Raw genomic sequence first — 17,392 nt, forward strand, 5'->3', positions numbered from 1 at the left:
CACGGAGTGGAGGTGTTTAAATGTTTCCACCCGTGTTTTTTATTTCTCTTGTCGAAATGGTTTGTAACAAATTTACAGTTGCGAAATTGCGATTGAAACAAAATCGCTTTTTTTGGTTATAGTTGTGAACTGGTCGGAGTGGTTTTGTAAATTTATTTCAATATTATTCCCTCACCACATAAAGTGGATATAACAAATAACAAGAGGAAATAAGTCATGTCTCAAGTAACATTCCAAGGAAATCCTGTTGCCATTTCTGGACAGCTACCTGTAGCTGGTTCTATTGCTCCGAGCTTCTCTCTGACTGCTGGCGATCTTTCTGCGCTTGAATTGTCATCTCTGGCAGGCAAGAAAGTTGTACTGAATATCTTCCCAAGCATCGATACGCCAGTGTGTGCGCAAAGTGTTCGCACTTTCAACCAGAAAGCGGCTGAGCTTGATAATGTGGTTGTGGTTTGTATTTCTGCTGACCTGCCTTTTGCGACTGGTCGTTTCTGCGAAATCGAAAATATTGCCAATGTTCAGCATGCATCAACGTTCCGTTCTCCTGAGTTTGCTGAAGCTTACGGTGTTGCAATCCCTAAAGGCGCACTAAAAGGCCTGACGACTCGCGCTGTTGTCTGCCTGGATGAAAGCGGTGTTGTTCTGCACAGCGAACTGGTTGCAGAAATCACTGATGAGCCAAATTACAACGCTGCGCTGGCTGCAATTTCGTAATCGGTCTGTTTAAGGAAGTAACAACGATGAAAAAACTACTTGTTGCAGCGGCTATCATGCTGGCGGCGAATACTTCAATGGCTCGTGACTTTGCAACTACTCAGGCAAACTCTGCGTTGGGTGAGGGAAATGTGATTACCCTGAATAAGGAAAACACATTCAACTTGAGTGGGCATGAGGTGAAAGTTGGTGATTATTTTCCGTCAATGATGCTGATGGATGAATCACTGGCAAATTTTGATACTTCAAAAAATGCGGGCAAGGTAAGGGTATATAACGTTCTTGCTTCGGTTGATACACCTGTTTGTGTTCAGCAGGTAAAAGATCTGAGCCAGTACATTGCGCAGCACAATGAAGAGCTTGCCGGCATTGAGATGCTTGCAATCAGTGCAGATACGGCTTTTGCCCAAATGCGTTTCCGCCAGCAGGAAAATCTGGAAAAGAACTTCCTATTCCTGTCAGATTCCATTAATCATGAATTTGGCAAGAAGACTGGCGTTCAGATCCGTGAGTTGGGTCTGCTGGCACGAAGCATCATCGTTGTTGATAAGAACAATAAGATTGTTCACATCCAGCGTGTTCCGGAACTGACAACAATTCCGGATCTGGAAAAAGCCGTTTCTATTGCCAAAAGCAAAGTATAAACATCAGTTCAATTGATAATTTGCTCTATATTAAGCCGGGTTATACCCGGCTTTTTTACGGTACGAATATACTTAATATTTAGGCTCAATAAAAACAGTTAATTTTCACCCGCATTATTTTTGATTGACAATCTATACTTTTTTATTCTTGAAACTCATCACATAAATAGATTTCATCCAGTTTAGACGGCTTGCTAATATAAACTTGATCTTTCGCCTTTTTATTGTCGGAGATTCTGATGCGTTTGCCCGAGTTAAATTTATTGAATATAAAGCCAGTATTGTTTTTTTTACTATTTTCAATGCTGTTGATAATCAGTGCTTATCTTTATTTAGATAAATCTATATTTTATTCATCAATGGAATTTTACTATGAGCTCACCAGTGTCGTAGTGATTAGCGCTATAGCCATTGCTAGCTATTCAGTGTTTCGGTTGGAACCGTTTGCTTTGGCTGGTATGTCATTGTTTATATTTCAAAAGTCTTATCGCGCGCTTGTGGAAGTGAAAGTTGTTCGGGAAAAAGTAGAATCCTTGCCTGAGCTTTTTCTGGTGCTGATTGATGACGGTTCATTACTGCTGGGTATTGTGTTTCTTGCTGTTGGGGTAAAACACATTCTTCATTTTTATGAAATGTCGGAATGTATTGATGAGCTGACCACGGTTTTTAATCGTAAAGCGTTTAATAAAATCAAAATGATGCGTTTTGATTTGGTGTTTTTTGATTTGGATGATTTCAAAAGGCTGAATGATAATCAGGGACATAAGTTTGGTGACAGTGTATTGATTTTATTCAGTCATCATCTCAATAAGCAATGTGTAAATAATGAAATGATTATCCGGTTTGGTGGCGATGAATTTATTGCTGTTCTAAGGCCATCAAGAACTGAAGAGTTTCTTAAACAGATATCGAAAGAGCTGGAAGCGACAAAAATAAAGTACAGTTATGGTATTGCTCGAAATGTCGACAGGCGTGAGCTGAGAGAAGGGATATCCCGAGCTGATGCGTCGCTTTATCAGATGAAGTTAGAAAAGAAGAGCAGGAAGCCTGTAAATCAGGTGGTGACTTATTCTGCGAGCAATGTATAAGAAAAAGCTCATAAAAAAAGCCCGGTTTCCCGGGCCTTTGGTCTTAGCATTATCAGTTTTTTGAGTTTGCCGCTAAGGGGTTGGGACTCCCCTTAATTTACTGCCAGCGGCTCGGCAGTAAAATCGTCTTGTTCTGTACCCGGAGCTTTCACCGTCAGTGAGATAGCCAGTGACACAATCAGCAGGCCCAGCATCAGGTAGAAGGTTGCTGCAAAGCCGCCGAACAGAGAAGCAACAATCGAACCGATGAAGCTGCCGATACCGAAGTTCAGGTAAATGAAACCATAGTTTTTGGTCAGGTTGTTCAGGCCGAAGAAATCACTTACCAGTGACGGGTAAACCGTGATTGTGCCGCCGAAACAGAAAGCGATGCAGGCTACAGCAAAGTAGAAGCTCATTGCACTTGCCGGAGCAAACAGCAGGGCGCAAACGCCAAGCAGGCAGACAAACAGAGCAAGGGCGATTGCTTTGGTTCGGGCGATACGGTCAGACAGTACGCCAAGTACCAGACGGCCACCCAGGTTACCCACTGCGATAATCGCAACAGACGCTGCAGCTGTTGTCATTGATAGGTGAACATAGTTTTCACCGATATCTTTTGCAACACCAATTACGTACAGGCCACTCATACATACCGTCAGGAACATTACTGCCAGCATCCAGAACTGAGGGCATTTCATCGCTTCAGCAAGGGTGTAATCACGACTGCCTGCGGCATTGTTGTTTTTAACTTCCTGCTTAGGCGCATCTGTCATCATCATGCCGCCGATGATCACCATCACCATACAAATGAAGCCCCAGATTTCGAAGGTCATTTCCAGGCCGGTAGTGGTCAGCAGGTACATCAGGATGTATTTGAAAGCGAGTGCGCCAAGTCCGTAAGCACCGATAGCACAGGCTGAAGCCAGGCCCTTGCGCTCTGGGAAGAATTTCACACAGTTCGATAGCACCATCAGGTAGCCTGTACCGTCGGCGAAACCTACCAGCAGGCCGGCGAAGATATACAGCATGATCAGGTTGGTTGCGTGACCTGTCAGATACAGGCTGATACCAATCATCAGACCTGAAGCGATAGTCACTTTACGGATACCAAAACGTTCCTGCATTTTGCCTGAAAGGGAAGAAGCCACCGCCAGTGCCAGACTCAGAATACCAAATGAGAAAGCAACACGGCTTACCGGCTCAGAAAGTTTGTCGGCAAGTTGAGCATTGAACAGGCTCCATGTGTACACAGAGCCCAGAGCGAACTGGGTAATAATGGTTCCCAGCAGGGTAAAGGCACGAGTTCGGCTAGCTACCGGATTGGCCATAAGGTTAATCTCCAACGAATTAAAAATCTTTAAGATGGCGCATTGGCCATCCCTTTATGCCTCCAAAATACGGGGCTCGTTGGCGATAACAATAGGTTGCAAAAACTATAAAATGAGATGTATCAATAGCGGAATGAAATGCAATATATCGGCATGAATTACAATTGCATCAGTTCACGGAAACGCTTGATATTACTCCGGCTGACAGGGACTTCCCCGTCAAGGTCGCACATTTTAAGCATATAGGTGCTATTCATCCAAGGGATTATTTCTTTTATTTTTTCCAGCTGGACGCAGTAGGAGCGATGAGAACGGAAAAAGCGCTCTTCCGGCAGGCGCTCCATCAGTTCACTGATACTGTATGGCGCGATGAATACACCGTCAGTGGTGTAGACATTGGTGACTTTCTCACAGGCTTCGGCGTAGTAAATTTCATCTACCGGTGTTATCCGGATGCGGTTGTTTTTGGTCAGATTGACTGTTTTCGGTCGCGTTGTTTCCTGTCGCGTTGTTTCCTGTCCCACTGACGTCTGGCTCTGATGAGCGGCTTCCAGCTTGTTGAGCAGTCCGATCACCCGTTGCTCATTAAGTGGCTTAAGGATGTAGTCGAACGCCTCAAGCTCAAAAGCATCCACAGCAAACTCTTTATAAGCCGTAGTGAAAACAATATGCGGTTTTTGTGCAAACTGGTGGATGTTTCGCGCCAGCAACATGCCGTCAATAGACGGGATTTGGATATCCAGGAACGCAATATCAACCTTATTACTTTGCAGGTACTTAAAGGCGTCCAGACCGTCTTCGAAAGCCGCGACAATTTTTATATTGCTGTAGGTTTCGATCAGGTAGGTCAGTTCTTCCTTTGCCAGATACTCATCTTCGACGATCAGCGCTTTTAGCATTGTTGTTCCTGCTTGTTTGATTCATTAATGTAAAACGACATTTCGGTGCCTTGTTCAAGGCGCTTAATATTTAGGCCTTCCCCATACAGCATGGTCAGGCGTTGGTGCACATTGGTCAGGCCGATATGACGGGAGTCCATGGTACCGCTGTAAAGTTTGTTGATCACTTCTTGGCTGATCCCTACACCCGTATCGTGAATAATGACTTTTACTCGCTCTTCTGCCTGCCTGACCGTGATAAAGACTTTACCCGGTGTACGCGAAGGTTGGATGCCGTGCAGAATTGCATTTTCAACCAGTGGCTGTATCAGCAGGCAAGGGATCATAGAATGGACGTCATCAATATCGAATTCAACGGTCAGTTTGTTGCCGAAGCGGGCTTGTTCAATGGCGACATAGTCCCTGACTTGTTGCAGGGCAACATGGATGTCGATTAATTCCTCTGTGCGCTCAAGGTTATAGCGCAGAATATCAGCCAGCTTGGCAATCAGCTGACGGGCCTGATCCGGACGGATCCGGATCAGGGTTGAAATCGCATTTAAGGCGTTGAACAAAAAATGTGGATTGATTCTGCTCTGCAAGGCTGAATATTCTGCCTTGCTTGCCATTGTCTTGAGGTGTTCAACCCGCGACACTTCCATCTGAGTGGAAATCAGGTGTGAAAGACCAATCGCCATTTCCCGTAGTGACGGGCGAATTCGGTGAGGCTGGTGGTAGAAAATCTTCAAGGTGCCGCTGACTTTGCCATTCTCCCACAGCGGAATGATCAGCAGGGAATGGAAGTCATGGACATTAAGGCTGTTGCTGATGATCTGCTGTCCGGTGCGAACCGCCTGTTGGGTCATATCGCTGATTTGATGCGCTTCAAGATAGTTTTCCTGTCCGGCACCGACATAAGCCAGCACATCATTAGTATCGGTGATGGCAACGGCATCTGCTTTGGTTTCTTCCCGGATAATATTACAGACAGTTGCCAGCGACTCTCGGCTGTTCTTACGAAAATGTGGCAGGGTTCGGTTGGCAATATCCAGTGCCAGTTTTGCCTGTTCTGCTGCGACAAGATCTTTTTCTTTCTCCAGCCCCTGAACAAGGCGGATGATCAGACCGATACATACCGCGCCGGAAATCATCGGCATACTGATATGGGAGACAATGTTATAGGCCTGCGTTTTATCTTCAGACAGTGCAACGATCAGTACCATGGTCAGCATTTCACAGAAAACGCCGGCCATGATGCCGAGGCGGGCATAGTTTTTTTTAGGGCATTTTCTGTGGATCCAGGTTGCCAGCAGACCGGCAATAATACTGGTGATCAGACAGGCAACTGAGGTCGGACCGTCGACATCAATCAGGTAACGGTGGACACCGGCAATAAGCCCGGCAGAGATACCAGTCCAGGGGCCAAATAAGATGCCACCGGATAAAACGGCAATGATCCGAACGTTCACCAAGGAACCGTCAACCTTGATACCCGTATAAGTACTGAAAACGGCAAACAGTATAAACAGCACTGAAATCATCGCGATTTCGACCGGACGGCGGTGGCGCTTTTTCACTATGTGCTGGAAAGGGTGGGTCAGGGTGAGCAGGAAAAGAGCCATCAGCAATAATGCCGCCCGCTCAAATACAGCCAGCAGCATCATCAGTTGTTCGGTATACACAGCTTGCCTCGAATGGATCGTCAGGAAAAACGGGCTGGGATTGTACGCGGAAGCGCAGCAGAGTTACAGGCCAATTACCGGTTGAAAAGATAGATTACGCAGAGGAAAAGTGTGATCGAGTGTATTTATTGTGTGCGTTTTCAGCTGGGGGATTGGTACTAACCCGTGGATTAGTACCGTGTTCTTATTCACCATGCAGACGACGAATAATACTCAGAAACAACTTACTGGCGGTTGCGATGAGTTCATCAGGGAAGTCGTAGTCGGGGTTATGTAGTTCAGGGTGGTCTTCCCCACTGCCGAGACAGAACAGGGCACCGGGCCATTTCAGAAGAAATTCGGCGACATCTTCCGACCAGCGCATAGGCGCATCAATGTTCTCTATATCAAGGCCAATGTGTTCAGCTTGTTGGCAGACGATTTCGTATGGTTCTGTTGCATTAACGACGGCATTAAATGACTCTTGCCAGCTGACGCCACACTCAAGCCCTTCTTTGGCCGAAATAGCTGAAACCGTTTCGCATAAGTCCTGCTTCATATTGTTGAAGACATTATTGTTATCGCTTCGCAGGGTAGCGAGGATTTTTGCATAGCCCGGTGAGGTGCCAAATGCTTCTTCGCCTAATGTTGCGTGGATCACCGTGACTAAAGTGAATGCTTCAGTATGCCTTTCAGGCATGGCTTGCAGGTGGCGAATGATCTCCAGCATAGCTGTGGTTGGGCTGATGCCGTTTTCCGGTCTGGCTGCATGGGAGGTTTTGCCTTCTAACTCAATGGTTACACCGGTTGAAGCACAGGCAAAGGTGCCGGGTTTGATGATGACAGAATTGAGCGGATAACCAGGAAGGTTATGGTAGGCGAATACCTGATCGATATTCTGCTCTGACAGCCAGCTGTTATCAAGCATACTGGCAGCGCCGGTTCCAATTTCTTCCGCGGGCTGGAACAGCAACAGGACTTTACCTGATGCTGGTGGATGCAAAGATAGCTGTTCAGCAACAGCCATCAGGCTCGCTGTATGGCCGTCATGACCGCAGGCGTGCATCACACCGTCATGCTTTGAACAGTGACTATGGTTGTTCTTTTCGTGGATAGGTAATGCATCGAAGTCGGCACGAAACAGAGTAGTGACGCCGGGATTACCACTGTCGATGGTGCAGACAATACCATGTCCACCGATAGCGGTTTTTGGCTCCAGGCCAAAGGTGTGTAACTGTTTAGTGATCAGAGCTGAGGTGTCAGCTTCATGCAATGACAGCTCTGGGTGCTGGTGAAGATGGTGACGAAAATGAGTGGCATCAAATTGTTGTGGATGCTCAGATACTTTGTCCATAACTAACTGACAAATAAGCTATTAAAGGGGGCGAATAGGGTAGCGCGCTTCGCCCAGCTGAATTGTGATGATAATCTCAAGTTGATTGAGATGTGATTCAAAATAACAATGCAGTTAATAATGAACTCAGCAGGGAATATTAATGGTTAAGTCTAAGCGGATTTTATTTACTTTTATTTTGGTCGTCTGTGCTTTTTATGCCGGTATGAAGTTTGAACAGTTTTTATATCTCGATAAGTGTTTAGATCTTGGCGGTGGGCAAAACCCGGGGAATTACCCGATTTGCGTGGTGGAAGTGAATGAACAACAAGCTGAAGGTTAATATTTTCATGACGAGCAATCCCCTCATTTTTGTCTTCCTTTTGTTTTAGGTTTTATGAAATTTCGATACATAGTGGCAAAGGTGAAAGAAGCTTTTTCGGTGTATCGTAGATGGTTAGGTAATTGTTTTAAGTCCTATCTCGCTTATGCACCAAGCTTGTAAGGGTGAAAACTTATACGCATTCTGAACATTTGGCCTTTCCTATAGATAAGCTAATTTGTGGAACAAAAGGCAAGACCTACCCCATACTTTTTGTCGTGCCTGATGTGCGCCAACTATAACTTGCATCCTTAATGCATGTTATATAACATGTTTCGCGATATGGAGGCGGCTAACATCTCAATACACGCTGAAAAAAGGACAAGCACACAAGCTTAACAATGGATAAAAGCCAGTAGAGATGCCGAATTCCCTAATAAAAAGAACACTACTTACAATGGGGCTGTATATGCGTTCACTCTTTATTCGAATGAGGTTCATTCACTGGTTAGGTGCGATTGCACTTTTGGCTAATGCTACATTTTTCACTGATGTGTTATTTTCACAAATTATTCAATATATTGTGGTTGTATTTTTGATTGTTCATGACATCGATGAAAAGTTTTGGGGTGTCGACTCTTTGAAAAATATCACAAACTATATGAAGAATTTCGAAAGAAAAGACCTTTCTGTGCCTTGCGAAATAAACAGCAAGTACAACAGCGAAATGGGCAATGTGCTCGATGTCATCAATACTTTCAGAGAGAATGTGAAAAGTGCTCTGGTAGATATACAACAACAGGCCAGTACTTCTGACGAAATATCCGATTTACTCAAAGTCAAAGCACAGAACATTTCAGTCCGGATTCAGGAACAAGACAATCGAGTCAGCTTTATAACAAATCAAGTTGAGACTCTGGATAAGACATCACTATCCCTTCAATCCAAAGCAGAAGAAACGCGCTTAAAAGTCGAACTGACTCGGGATGACTTACTTAATTCAAACAGCACTATGGGAATGATGGTAAAGGAGATAGGTACTTACATTCAAAACAATGATGCGCTTCATAACAAATTTCACCTTCTATCTAAGCAAACGCAATCTATTGAAAAAGTAGTATTGGTCATCAATAACCTGGCAGATCAGACGAACCTTTTGGCTTTAAACGCAGCAATAGAAGCTGCCAGAGCGGGGGAGCATGGAAGAGGGTTTGCTGTAGTGGCGGATGAAGTAAGAAACTTAGCTAAATCTACTCAGGAAAGCCTGGATGAGATCAACCAGATAATTGCTGGGATATCTGAAGCGGTTCTTGACGCTGGTGAGCAGATGAAATCTCAGTCGGCGGCGATAGCATCATTGTCTCACTACACGACATCCAGCCAATCAGGGCTCGATGTGGCTTGTGAAAATATTAATGAAATCTTGACCCTTATTGGACAAGATAGTGAAAGTGATAGTGTTGATATTCTTTATATTCACAAGTTGGTCAGAGATATCAGTAAAGAGATTGAAGCATTAAAAACGCTCTCTAGTTCTAATGCTAATGATTGTGCTGAGCTTGAACAACAAGGGCACTACCTTAGTGAAGTTACAGACAACATCGTAGGACAACTGGGGTTATTTAAAACAAATTAAAATGATTAAATGCGATAGTCGTGCGTATTGTTTAGGACAGAACTTACTGCACGATACAAAACTCTCCCCCTTTATTCACAAAATCAATGCAGAAATACTCAAAGTTCCAAAAGGGGGGGGAGTTGGAGGGGATACTGGTGTGTGTTTGTATGAAAATTTAATCGTAATACGTTGGGCTCAATTAACACCCCAAATTCGGTGAGTTGAATATTAATACTAATTCACATATGCCCCAAACTGCGCTGAATAGCAAATAATAATAGTGGGCTAGAAGAGAACACATAAAGGTATCTTTGCGCCAGTGCTCTTCATCAGCCTGAAAAGACATGGGCAAATCACGTGTTACATAATGATAGACTTCTCGCGCTTTGGTAAACTGCCGGAAAGAGTACCGTCAGATTAGATTATGAGCCAAAACGATATTCAACAAACTATCGCGAGTTTTACTTCAATAGAGCAGGCGTTGGACTATTTTGAAATAGACTTCGACAGTAAATTTATTGATGAATACCGTACACAGTTAGTGAAACGCTTTAACGGTTATTTGTTGATTTCAAAGCCGGATGACTGGTTTTCTGCTCGCCGTGCGCTTAAAAATGCGTATTGCAAAGTACAGCGTAGCCGTTTGGATCGCCACACTCGTTCGGCTTGCCGTGGGTGTACTTCGTGCCAGCGTCGGTAAAACATCAAATACATAGCTTTTTGATGGCGATTGCTGATAACTGCCGGAATAGTTGTCAGCTTACTTTTCTTCAGAACGACTCTTGAGATCATCTGTAAACTGCCAGAAATTCCGGCTAATCATGTGAACATCTTAAGGTTGGTTCATTGCGACTACTGCGCGGCGGTGAACGTCCGCACACCAGTTATGGCGGTGTGACTCATCATGATCGTCAATCGACGATGTTACAACCCCTTCTGATAAATCCGTGTTAAGCGATAATGAGTAATCGATGTAATGGTGTTTGATTGCTTTGTAGCCTAGTGCAAAAAAGATACAAACAAGTAAAGCCCATTTAAGCATGCTTTGTGATTTTGTTATGTTTTGTTGGAATTAATGAAAGCATTATAACGCATCTATTGCTGGTGCATGGTCGGATGACAATTGATTAAAATATTATTCTGTTGTTTTAAAACTTATGAAGAATGATTTTCAAGTTACTCTCATGGGTGTGATTTTTAGAGTATTAGCTTAAATCGAATGGTGTATATTTAAATCAACTTTAGCGAGTTGAATTTAGTTATTGGGGCTGGTTTGCTAAATTTAATATCATTTCTAAATGAGAGTTAGATAATAAAAAGAGCCACTTTTAGTCTTAATACTGAAAGTGGCTCTTTGGTTCAATGAAGCGAAAACGTTATTGATTAAACCAGCTCAGCTTATGGTGAAGAGAGGTGACACTGCCAATAACAATAAGCGACGGGCTGACTGCATCCTTGGCAACCGCTGGTAACTCAGCCAGTGATGAGGTGAATACACGCTGTTCCGGCGTGGTTCCTTTCTCAATAATGGCGCAAGCTGTACTGGCATCGAGGCCATGCTCTAACAGCTTTTGGCTGATAACTGACGACTGCTTTAACCCCATATAAAACACCAGAGTATGGTTTGCTTTTGCCAGAGATGCCCAGTTGATATTCTCGCCATCTTTTTTTACATGACCGGTAATGAACTGCACGCTCTGCGAGTGCTCCCTGTGCGTCAGGGGGATCCCTGAATAGGCAGTACACCCGGCAGCGGCGGTTATTCCCGGCACGACTTCATAATTGATATTGCGTTCAGCCAGCAGCTCAAGCTCTTCACCGCCGCGGCCAAAGATAAAAGGGTCGCCGCCTTTAAGGCGCACAACATGCTTACCTTGTTCGGCTTGTTCCGCTAGGATCTGATTTATCTGCTCTTGCGGTACACAGTGGTAATCCAGCTGTTTGCCGACGTAAATGCGTTTGGCATCAGCGTTAACCAGAGCCATGATTTCATCTGAAACCAATCGGTCGTACACCACGACATCAGCTTGCTGGATCAAGCGAAATGCCTTGACGGTGAGCAGGTCTGGATCGCCCGGACCTGCGCCAACCAGTGAAACAAATCCCTGCTTTTTGGTGTCGATATCAATATGTTCGGATGACAAAAACGGTGACATTGATTTGCTCCACTCTTCGTTAGTTTTTCTTGACGGATCAGGCGTTAACTGCAGCTGCTGTAGTCGCTTCTGAAGTTTGGCTGTTTACCACAGGGCGTTCAGCTTTTGGTGTTGAGTACCAGTAACCCAGCCCCATAAATACCGCGCCGGAAACGGCGTTACCCAGAGAAACCCAAAGCAGGTTGTGGCCAATACCGCCCAGGGTATAAGCCTCAGTGCTGTTACCGAACCAGGACAGGGCAAAGATAGTCATATTGGCAATGGAGTGTTCATAGCCGCAGCCGATGAACGCCAGCAGACACCACCAGATAGCGATAAAACGACCGGTACCTTCAACGCGCTGACACATCCAGATAGCCAGACAAACCAGCCAGTTACACAGAATGCCTTTAAAGAAAAGCACCATTGCCGGAGCAGAGGTTTTCGCCAATGCTACTTTGTGAACTAGGCTGGTGGCATCTGGAAGCAGCTTACCGCCACCGGCATACATGAACAGCGCAGCAACAGCAATCGAGCCAAGTAGGTTGCCAAGCCAGGTTTGCGGAAGGATTTTCAGGTTATCCATCCAGGTGATCTGACCTGTTTTTGCGCCGAAAGCCAGGAACATGGTGTGACCGGTATAAAGCTCAGAGCCCGCCATGATCACCAAGGTCAGTGCAACACCGAATGTGGAACCCATAACGATAGGGCGAATTGACGGATCAACCAGGTTGCCAAAAGTGAAGATTAAAATGATACCCAGTCCGACATAAGCTCCTGCCATGGCTGAACTAATCCAGAATCCTACAGGATTATCTTCAGCTAACCGCTTAATACGTGCTGCGGTGTCCCCACATTTTTTAATTGGATCTGCAAACATTGTTATTTCCTTAAAACAGTGAAATTAAGACATGAATAAGGGCTTGCTTCCGGCGATGATCCGGAAACCTCTATTGATGTTTTAACTTTGGTGCTTGTCGCTGAAGGTGTTGCCCCCGAAAGAGGGGGGCAACAGGCGATTTATACCGCCGGCATTTCAACCATGCCCTGATGGATGCGAACCTCGAAGGCTTTCACGCTGAAGCGTTCATCCTCAAGGCAGCGGCCGTCTTTCAGGTTGAAGCGCTGTTTTTTTAGCGGGCTGGCGACCCAGAGTTCACCTTGGTGTTCGCAAATCAGGCCGCGAGACAGCACGTTAGATTTAGCGAACGGATCCATGTTGTGAATAGCGAAAACTTGCTCATCTTTGTTAGGGCGGAACAGGGCTATTTGCTCACCATTAACTAACGCGCAGACGCCGGTACCGGGAATAATGTCTTCCAGCGTGCAGATTGTTTGCCATTTGCTCATCATCAGTTCTCCAGTTCTACGTGCAGAATGTCGCCTTTGGCGGCAGGGTGTTTCTCTGTGAAAGTTGCCGGACGGTGTTGTTCACGTTCAGGTACGAACACCACGTTATCGTCTCGCTGATCACTGTTAATGAAGTGGGCAAAGCGCTTCAGTTGATCTTCGTCTTTGATGGTGTCATTCCACTCGCAGCTGTAATTGTCGATAAGATTACTGATATCGGCTTCAAGCTGTTCATTGATACCCAGCTTGTTATCAACAATGACTTCTCGCAGGTAGTCGACGCCGCCTTCCATATTGTCCAGCCAGACAGAGGTACGCTGTAGCTTGTCGGCGGTGCGGATGTAGAACATCATGAAGCGGTCGATGTACTTAAGCAGAGTCTCCTGATCCAGATCCGAGGCCAGCAGATCGGCATGGCGAGGTTTCATTCCGCCGTTACCACAAACGTACATGTTCCAGCCTGCATCGGTGGCGATAATACCCAGATCTTTACCTTGTGCTTCGGCACACTCGCGGGTACAGCCGGAAACACCGAACTTCATCTTGTGCGGGGTACGGATGCCTTTGTAGCGATTCTCGATCATTGCGCCGAGGCCTACACTGTCCTGAACACCGTAGCGGCACCAGGTGCTGCCGACACAGGTTTTAGCCATACGCAGTGCTTTGGCGTAGGCCTGACCGGATTCGAAACCGGCAGCAATCAGTTTTTTCCAGATAGCAGGCAGGTCATCTTTCTGTGCACCAAACAGGCCGATACGCTGAGCACCGGTGACCTTGGTATATAGGTTGTATTCTTCGGCTACTTTCGCCAGTGCTCCCAGTGCCTGCGGTGTTACCTCACCACCGGCCATACGAGGGATCACTGAGTAAGTGCCGTCTTTTTGCATGTTGCCGAGGAAGTTATCGTTGGTGTCCTGAAGGCTGACATGTTGCGGTTTCAGGACATGGTCACCCCAGCATGATGCCAGAACAGAACCGATAGCCGGTTTACAGACTTCACAGCCGTAACCTTTACCGTGTTTTTCCAGCATCTCATCGAAGCTCTTGATGCCTTCAATGCGGATCAGGTGGAACAACTCCTGGCGGGAATAAGCGAAGTGTTCACAGATATCGTTGCTGACTTCGACACCGGCTTTCTCCAGCTCGGCATTCAGCACGGAAGTTACCAGCGGAATACAACCGCCACAGCCGGTACCTGCACCTGTCGCGGCTTTGATATCTGCCAGCGTGTGGTGACCGTCGGCAACAGCCTGAGCAATTTTGCCTTTGGTGACATCAAAACAAGAACAGATCACCGCAGATTCCGGCAGGGAATCAGCACCCAGCGACGGCTTTTCGGCACCTGCGTGAGCTGGCAGGATCAGCGCATCCGGATGTTCAGGCAGATCGATTTCATTCAGCTTCAGTTGCAGCAGGTCGCCATAGTCAGAGGTGTCACCGACTAAGACGGCACCCAGCAGTTTCTTACCGTCTTCAGAAACAATCAGGCGTTTGTAAACATCTTCTTCCTCATTGAGGTAGACATAGCTCTTACAGCCCGGAGTGCGGCCATTGGCATCACCGATACTGCCGACTTTTACACCTAGCAGTTTCAGCTTGGCGCTCATATCAGCCCCTTCAAACTGACTTTCATTGCCCAGCAGGTGGTCGACGGCAACGGTCGCCATTTTGTAGCCCGGCGCAACTAGGCCGAAGAAGGTTTCATTCCATGAAGCACACTCACCGATTGCGTAAATGTTTTCATCGGAAGTCAGACAGTGGTCATTAATGGCAATACCGCCGCGAGGCGCGATGTCGAGCTGGGCCTGACGAGCCAGTTTATCCTGCGGGCGGATACCGGTTGAGAACACGATGAAGTCAACTTCCAGTTCAGTATCGTCGGCAAACTTCATGGTGTTTCGGGCCGAGGTTCCCTCTGCAACAATTTCCTGCGTGTTCTTGCTGGTGTGAACCTGAACGCCCATACGCTCAATTTTGTTACGCAGTTGCAGGCCGCCGTGAAGGTCAAGCTGCTCAGCCATCAGCACTGGTGCAAATTCGATAACGTGAGTTTCAACACCCAGTGCTTTCAGTGCACCTGCGGCTTCAAGACCTAGCAGGCCGCCGCCGACAACAACGCCGCTCTTGCTTTTCTTCGCAGTATTTTCAATGGCTTTAAGATCTTCAATGGTGCGGTAAACAAAACAGTCTTTGTTTTCAGAACCTTTGATTGGCGGAACCCAAGGGTAAGAACCTGTTGCCAGGATCAACTTGTCGTAGGCGATTTCACGACCTGAGTTGGAATAAACGATGCGATTTTTGCGGTTGATGTTGATAGCACGCTCGCCGATTAAAACGTTGATACCGTGCTTTTCATAGAAACCGGTTTTGACAAGAGAGAGCTCATCAGCGGTATGGTGGGAGAAATAGGAAGAGAGGTGAACGCGGTCGTAGGCGACCCGTGGCTCTTCACAAAATACGGTGATCTCGAAATTTGAGACATCCGTTTTCTCGACTAAATCTTCGATATAACGATGGCCAACCATACCGTTTCCGATGATGACCAACTTCATCTTGCTACTCATAGAAAATCCTGACCGAAAGCAAAAAACTGTCAGAGATTTTCAGTTGTGAAGGAAAGTTAATACATGATGTAAATCAATTACAGATAAATACTACCCTAAAGGGGTAGTTGTATGATTTTGAAGGTGTTTGTTAACAAATGGTTGATCTGGCAGACGTTGTAAAGGAATAAACAGGCTAAAAATAACAGCTTTTCACCTGTTTAACTCAATGCGCGATTTAGGCTTTGGTATCGCTTGCCGATACAAAAATCGGCTTATTGGATAACTGCGATGCTGCCTGCATCATTTCTTTCGTTGGAAGGGCTGAAGTGAGTACACAGGCTCTGATATCCTGTTTGGCAAGGTCTACCGCTTTTTCAATCAGTTCATGCGTTTGCACTAACTCACGCTCGGCATCACGACGGCATAGATCGACAAAAATATCAGGGCAGTCATGGCTGTAGAGAACATACTCTGCCTGCTGCATCAGACGCAGTGCTTTTAATGTCAGTAGCTCCGGATCACGGCCGATGTGGACAATGGTGATTGTCTGGTTTGTTGCTTCCGGTGATGCAAGCAAACGGCTGAAGGCGCTTTCAAGCTCTTCCACTTGTTTGGCGTGTTCAACTTCCGGCAGTCGGAAAAAACGCTCCCAGAATTTTCTTCGTTCATCAACGGTATTAAAGTGCTCTTTAATGCGATCTCGTTGTTTTCCTGCATAATTTGCAAGCATAGCCAGATTCTGAGGCAGCATGGTTTCAAAACGTTCACGCAGGTAACGGACTAAAACCGGGGAAGCGCCTCCACTGGAAATGGCGACCTGGATCGGGGAACGATCCACCATGGAAGGTGTAATAAAATGACAGAAATTTGGATCATCAACCACATTTACCCATAAACCACGAGCTGTGGCGTCACTATATACCTGATGATTTAATTTCCTTTGGTCTGTTGTTGCCCATATCTGATCAAAGCCTGCCAGATCGCCTTCTTCATAGTTTTTGCAGAGATAAGCCAGCCTGCCTTTATCAGCATAATTGGCAAGAAACGGATGTAGCTCTGGGGAGAGCACAGTAACGTTGGCGTTAGCGCGAAGTAATAAATCGACCTTTCGGCAGGCTACATCGCCACCGCCGACAACGAGCACTTGCCTGTCTGTCAGGCGCAAAAAGGCTGGGAAAAAATCCATCTTAGTTAAAATCTCAGGCTGAATGATTGTTGGTAACTCAAGTATCTTGAGTCATTTTTATAAGCATAATACGTGATCCTTGCAACAGATTGGAATGCTGTGAAATTTCTATCGCCTCCAACTTGTAACTGTTTGCGCTAACTCCTACCATGAGTCTCGCACCTCTGCTGGTGGCGATTTCATTCATATTTAATTGGCGATTAAATGACTTTTTTGATCCGATTTATCCATAAATACTGGGCTGCGATAACACTGCTCATCCTGTTTTCCATTACGTTTTTATCATTGACGCCAATGGCTGAATTGCCTGAAGTTCCGGGTACTGACAAAACTCACCATTTCATCGCTTATGCCGCATTAATGTTTCCGGTTGCTTTTAGAAAACCGAAAAAATGGCCGCTGTTCGGATTGTTATTTATTGGCTGGAGCGGGATGATTGAGCTTATACAACCCTATGTTAACCGTTATGGTGAATGGCTGGATATGGCAGCCAATACCGGTGGCCTGATTTGCGGTTTTGTTCTGGCTTGGGTTATCAGCCAAATGGTTTCAACAGAAGCTAATGAATTGAAATTATAACCATTAAGCTATAGATGTACTTTTA

General features: G+C 45.8%; 17 protein-coding genes. 7 read left to right on the top strand and 10 right to left on the bottom strand.

Translation table 11 applies throughout. The features are described from left to right. The first annotated feature begins 216 nt into the window (after positions 1–216). The 3 genes from tpx (C942_RS06185) (at position 217) to C942_RS06195 (ending at position 2,449) form a co-directional block, all read left to right on the top strand. The gene (tpx, locus tag C942_RS06185; RefSeq protein WP_007463683.1) at positions 217–717 is read left to right on the top strand and encodes a thiol peroxidase; all 501 of its coding nucleotides are present in this window, start codon (positions 217–219) and stop codon (positions 715–717) included. A 26-nt stretch (positions 718–743) separates the two neighbouring features. Further along, the gene (tpx, locus tag C942_RS06190) at positions 744–1,361 is read left to right on the top strand and encodes a thiol peroxidase (RefSeq protein ID WP_007463685.1); all 618 of its coding nucleotides are present in this window, start codon (positions 744–746) and stop codon (positions 1,359–1,361) included. 239 nt (positions 1,362–1,600) lie between these two features. Further along, positions 1,601–2,449 (top strand): GGDEF domain-containing protein, encoded by an 849-nt coding sequence (locus C942_RS06195; protein ID WP_036798911.1) that lies wholly within the window; start codon positions 1,601–1,603, stop codon positions 2,447–2,449. A 92-nt stretch (positions 2,450–2,541) separates the two neighbouring features. On the opposite strand, the gene C942_RS06200 is transcribed toward C942_RS06195, so the two are convergent. The 4 genes from C942_RS06200 to C942_RS06215 form a co-directional block, all read right to left on the bottom strand. Next, positions 2,542–3,759 (bottom strand): L-lactate MFS transporter, encoded by a 1,218-nt coding sequence (locus tag C942_RS06200; RefSeq protein ID WP_007463691.1) that lies wholly within the window; start codon positions 3,757–3,759, stop codon positions 2,542–2,544. Between the two features lie 158 nt (positions 3,760–3,917). Next, the gene (locus C942_RS06205) at positions 3,918–4,658 is read right to left on the bottom strand and encodes a LytR/AlgR family response regulator transcription factor (protein WP_007463692.1); all 741 of its coding nucleotides are present in this window, start codon (positions 4,656–4,658) and stop codon (positions 3,918–3,920) included. After that, a complete protein-coding gene (locus C942_RS06210; protein WP_036799100.1) occupies positions 4,652–6,301 on the bottom strand; it encodes a LytS/YhcK type 5TM receptor domain-containing protein in 1,650 nt (549 codons plus the stop codon). Before C942_RS06210 ends, C942_RS06205 begins: the two co-directional genes overlap by 7 nt. 202 nt (positions 6,302–6,503) lie before the next feature. Beyond that, the gene (locus C942_RS06215; RefSeq protein ID WP_007463695.1) at positions 6,504–7,652 is read right to left on the bottom strand and encodes an amidohydrolase; all 1,149 of its coding nucleotides are present in this window, start codon (positions 7,650–7,652) and stop codon (positions 6,504–6,506) included. Between the two features lie 142 nt (positions 7,653–7,794). Between C942_RS06215 and C942_RS06220 the strand changes: the two genes are divergently transcribed. The 3 genes from C942_RS06220 (at position 7,795) to C942_RS06230 (ending at position 10,271) form a co-directional block, all read left to right on the top strand. Further along, complete coding sequence (locus C942_RS06220; protein ID WP_007463697.1) at positions 7,795–7,974, top strand: hypothetical protein; 180 nt, start codon at positions 7,795–7,797, stop codon at positions 7,972–7,974. 448 nt (positions 7,975–8,422) lie between these two features. Continuing rightward, positions 8,423–9,589 (top strand): methyl-accepting chemotaxis protein, encoded by a 1,167-nt coding sequence (locus tag C942_RS25600; protein WP_036799103.1) that lies wholly within the window; start codon positions 8,423–8,425, stop codon positions 9,587–9,589. Between the two features lie 406 nt (positions 9,590–9,995). After that, positions 9,996–10,271 carry a nitrogenase-stabilizing/protective protein NifW gene (locus C942_RS06230; RefSeq protein ID WP_007463700.1) on the top strand — a complete coding sequence of 92 codons (276 nt, stop codon included), beginning with the start codon at positions 9,996–9,998 and terminating at the stop codon, positions 10,269–10,271. A gap of 132 nt (positions 10,272–10,403) precedes the next feature. Here the strand turns inward: C942_RS06230 and C942_RS25010 are convergent, their stop codons facing one another. From C942_RS25010 to C942_RS06255, 6 genes are all read right to left on the bottom strand, one after another. Beyond that, a complete protein-coding gene (locus C942_RS25010; protein WP_157372569.1) occupies positions 10,404–10,613 on the bottom strand; it encodes a hypothetical protein in 210 nt (69 codons plus the stop codon). Positions 10,614–10,947: 334 nt separating this feature from the next. Further along, positions 10,948–11,727, bottom strand: a complete 780-nt coding sequence (gene cobA, locus C942_RS06235) for a uroporphyrinogen-III C-methyltransferase (RefSeq protein ID WP_007463702.1) — start codon at positions 11,725–11,727, stop codon at positions 10,948–10,950. A 37-nt stretch (positions 11,728–11,764) separates the two neighbouring features. Next, positions 11,765–12,586: a nitrite transporter NirC gene (gene nirC, locus C942_RS06240; protein ID WP_007463705.1), complete on the bottom strand. Its 822-nt coding sequence runs from the start codon at positions 12,584–12,586 to the stop codon at positions 11,765–11,767. A gap of 140 nt (positions 12,587–12,726) precedes the next feature. Continuing rightward, on the bottom strand, positions 12,727–13,059 hold the full coding sequence (gene nirD / locus C942_RS06245; RefSeq protein WP_007463706.1) for a nitrite reductase small subunit NirD: 333 nt from the start codon (positions 13,057–13,059) through the stop codon (positions 12,727–12,729). Then, positions 13,059–15,620 carry a nitrite reductase large subunit NirB gene (gene nirB, locus C942_RS06250; RefSeq protein ID WP_007463708.1) on the bottom strand — a complete coding sequence of 854 codons (2,562 nt, stop codon included), beginning with the start codon at positions 15,618–15,620 and terminating at the stop codon, positions 13,059–13,061. Before nirB ends, nirD begins: the two co-directional genes overlap by 1 nt. A 217-nt stretch (positions 15,621–15,837) precedes the next feature. Further along, entirely contained in the window at positions 15,838–16,788 is a 951-nt protein-coding gene (locus C942_RS06255; RefSeq protein WP_007463710.1) for a precorrin-2 dehydrogenase/sirohydrochlorin ferrochelatase family protein, read from the bottom strand. Between the two features lie 204 nt (positions 16,789–16,992). Here C942_RS06255 and C942_RS06260 point away from each other — a divergent pair, with 204 nt between their 5' ends. Continuing rightward, positions 16,993–17,367 (top strand): VanZ family protein, encoded by a 375-nt coding sequence (locus tag C942_RS06260; RefSeq protein ID WP_036798913.1) that lies wholly within the window; start codon positions 16,993–16,995, stop codon positions 17,365–17,367. Positions 17,368–17,392 lie beyond the last annotated feature (25 nt).

Origin of the sequence: Photobacterium marinum (assembly GCF_000331515.1) — a bacterium.
Lineage (GTDB): Bacteria > Pseudomonadota > Gammaproteobacteria > Enterobacterales > Vibrionaceae > Photobacterium > Photobacterium marinum.